The sequence below is a fragment of the Paenibacillus sp. 01L418 genome, from assembly GCF_056400045.1.
The window spans coordinates 1-3,115 of the sequence record NZ_JBFTSN010000599.1 but is presented as its reverse complement, the minus strand read 5'-3'; the positions used below and the strand labels follow the sequence as shown (position 1 = coordinate 3,115).

At 41.8% G+C, this 3,115-nt stretch carries 3 protein-coding genes and 1 pseudogene; 3 read left to right on the top strand and 1 reads right to left on the bottom strand.

Going from position 1 to position 3,115, the window contains the following annotated elements; translation table 11 throughout:
• Positions 1–413: 413 nt before the first annotated feature.
• Positions 414–1,523 (top strand): histidinol-phosphate transaminase, encoded by a 1,110-nt coding sequence (gene hisC / locus AC1DSE_RS33365; RefSeq protein WP_477512901.1) that lies wholly within the window; start codon positions 414–416, stop codon positions 1,521–1,523.
• 86 nt (positions 1,524–1,609) lie between these two features.
• Here hisC and AC1DSE_RS33360 read toward each other — a convergent pair whose 3' ends face one another.
• Positions 1,610–2,374 (bottom strand): CAP domain-containing protein, encoded by a 765-nt coding sequence (locus AC1DSE_RS33360; protein WP_477512902.1) that lies wholly within the window; start codon positions 2,372–2,374, stop codon positions 1,610–1,612.
• Positions 2,375–2,653: 279 nt separating this feature from the next.
• Here AC1DSE_RS33360 and AC1DSE_RS33355 point away from each other — a divergent pair, with 279 nt between their 5' ends.
• Both AC1DSE_RS33355 and AC1DSE_RS33350 read left to right on the top strand, forming a co-directional pair.
• A complete protein-coding gene (locus AC1DSE_RS33355; protein ID WP_054024035.1) occupies positions 2,654–2,854 on the top strand; it encodes a cold-shock protein in 201 nt (66 codons plus the stop codon).
• 125 nt (positions 2,855–2,979) lie between these two features.
• Positions 2,980–3,115, top strand: a pseudogene (locus tag AC1DSE_RS33350) (MFS transporter); the annotation flags it as partial.

The window sequence follows — 3,115 nt, the reverse complement described above, 5'->3', positions numbered from 1 at the left end:
AAGAACAGCGAACTCAAACACCGACACGGGTACGACGTGGCCACGTCCTCGGGTCTGCCTGGCATGCAGATACAAGGTGCTATGGCTATATTCGCAGTGAACTTAAAACGGATATTGAAATTAGCTGACTAACAAACAGCGCCAAGACCTCAAAAATGCGACACCTTCTCCGGAATATCAGGAGAAGGTGTCGCATTTTTGCTTATCGCTTTGGGGGCTCACAAAAACCTTAAGTTCTTCAGTGGCCTCCTATAAGGGGTGCCTCCTTTTCTTAATGTTCAATACGATACTGCTGGAGCGGGAATTTGGTCATTATTTCGACAATCTTATCTCGCATTAACTCTTTACTGCGAGAAAGGATTAATGTATTATCGTAATAAAGGTTTTGACTTTATTTAGTAAGGGTGAAATGTATGAACGAGAAAATTGAAGTTAAACCACGAAAGGCTTTGGAAGTGATGAAGCCCTACTCGCCAGGTAAACCGATTTGGGAGGTTCAGAGCGAATATGGCCTGCAGCATGTAATTAAGCTGGCCTCAAATGAAAATCCATTAGGACCTTCTCCAAAAGCGATTGAAGCCATCCAAACCGCCTTGACTGATCTTCATCGTTATCCTGACAACCAGTCTCAATTATTGAAGAAAACCATTGCCGATTATTACGACCTCCATGCAGATCAAGTCATTGTTACTAACGGCGGAGATGAGCTCATCACGCTTGTAGCAGAAGCTTTTTTGGATGCGGGTGATGAAATTATTGTGCCGGGACCTACATTTAGTGAATATGAGTTTGGTGCTCAGCTGATGGGAGCTAAAACAATCGTTGTCCCGCTCAATGATGCTTTTCAATATGATGCAGAAGCTATTGTTGCTGCAGTGACTGATCGTACCAAAATTATATATCTATGTTCTCCAAATAATCCAACAGGTACTTATGTAGCTCAAAAAGATTTGAAATATATCCTCGATACAATCCCAAAACGTATCATGCTTATGCTCGATACAGCTTACAGCCACTACGTTTCGGAGGAGCTGTATTCGGATGGAATGGCATTTGTAAGAGCAGGCTACCCGCTCATCGTGCTAAAAACCTTTTCGAAAATTTACGGTCTTGCAGGTATTCGAGTAGGTTATGGGGCTGCTCCTCAGCAAATTATTCAGAGCATTCTTCAAGTGAAGGAGCCGTTTAATGTTAATGCACTTGCCCAGACAGCTGCAGCTGCAGCGATCGGTGATGAAGAGCATGTTTTAAGTTCGCAAGCACTGGTTGCCAAGGAACGTGAGCGCATGTACGCTTCATTTGACCAGCTTGGAATCAAATATACGCAAAGTATGACTAACTTTGTACTTGCTGAGCTTGGGCCAGAATCGGAGTCCATCTACATGCGTTTAATGGCTAAAGGGATTATCGTTCGCCACGGAAAAACGTGGGGCTTGCCGCTCCATGTGCGTATCTCAATAGGTATGCCCGAAGAAAATGATCAGTTTATTGCCGCATTAAGCGAAATACTTGGTTCGGTTTAATCTTTAGTAAATAATTATGCTGCGATTTTAGTAAGAGCAGCCAACGAGTGGAAATTCGTCGGCTGCTCTTTTTTTGATCGATGCGATTAACCAGTAAATTCTTGAACCCATGCACCTTGGTAATACCCTACTCCAATTTTAGTGAAACTGGATTTCAAAATATTTGCGCGGTGCCCAGGGCTGTTCATCCAATCCTTCATTACTTGATCAGGAGTAGGCTGGCCTTTAGCAATATTTTCACCAGCAGAACTGTACGTAATATTGAATTGTTTCATCATGTCGAAGGGAGAACCATAAGTTGGTGAATTATGATCAAAGTAGTTGTTGTTAATCATATCCTGTGCTTTGACCAAAGCCATTTTGGATAAAGAGCCATCCATGCTGAGTGCAGGCAACCCTGATTTTGATCGTTCAGAATTGACCAGTTGGAGCACCTGTTGTTCATATTGTCCAGAGGAAGAAGGAGCTTTCTCCGCTGGATTTTGAGTCGTTGGATTCTGAGTGGTCGGGTTTTGAGTTGTTGGATTCTGTGTCGTTGGTTGTTGAGCTGGGTTTTGACCAGGGTATTGAGACGGAAATGGATAAGGGTACTTATGAACGAGTCCATTTGCTCCATCGCCCAACAGCCAATCTGGAATGTTGTTATACTGCGAGCCCTTCATTGAAACAGTAGGATTCTTCATCATCGGTGTAGAGATTGAAGAGGCCTGGGTTGTGTGTGGCGTTGACGTAATAATAGGTGTTTTGGTTGATGTGTAGCCAAGAGCAGAGTGCTTATTGGTTGACATCCTTGGATTTGACGAACAGCCTACAGCTAAAATAAGTAAAGCTAAAATGAAAAATTTCCGCATGTACATACTCCTCAACGTTAGAATAGTGTGCTTGCTACCCGATATATAATTTCCTGACCAAGCGGTTGTTATCCCGGAGAAAAAAGGGATTTGATCTTTTTTAAAATGAAGACTTGCTTATTACAAATGCCTATGGTATATTATCAATACAAACAACAAATTTAACCTTGAATTCACTCATTGAAAAGGTTGTCATTTGTATGATGATATCTTTTTCAATGTGTGATTTTTAGTTTTTCTGGAAAAAACATGTTAATATACTTTTGGAGGTAATCAATTATGGAACAAGGTACAGTAAAATGGTTTAACGCAGAGAAAGGCTTCGGTTTTATCGAAGTAGAAGGCGGCAATGACGTATTCGTACATTTCTCCGCAATCCAAGGCGACGGTTTCAAATCACTTGACGAAGGTCAACGCGTTGAGTTCAACGTAACTCAAGGCAACCGTGGACCACAAGCAGAAAACGTTGTAAAACTATAGTATTAAATCAAAACCCCTTAACTTCGGTTAAGGGGTTTTTTTTATACATTAATCAAGTTATAAATTTTCGGAGTGGGAGCAGGACTACCACTCTGTTTTTGTTTTTGGTAAGGTAGAGGTATGTAGACGAAGGGAGAATCCAAGGAGGCAGCCAATCTATTCAAGCCTTAGCCAGAATGATTGGGCCAATCATTGGAGGTCAAATCTATGTATCATTTGGTCATGCCGCACCCGCTTTTATGGGTATGATCCTTATAGCAG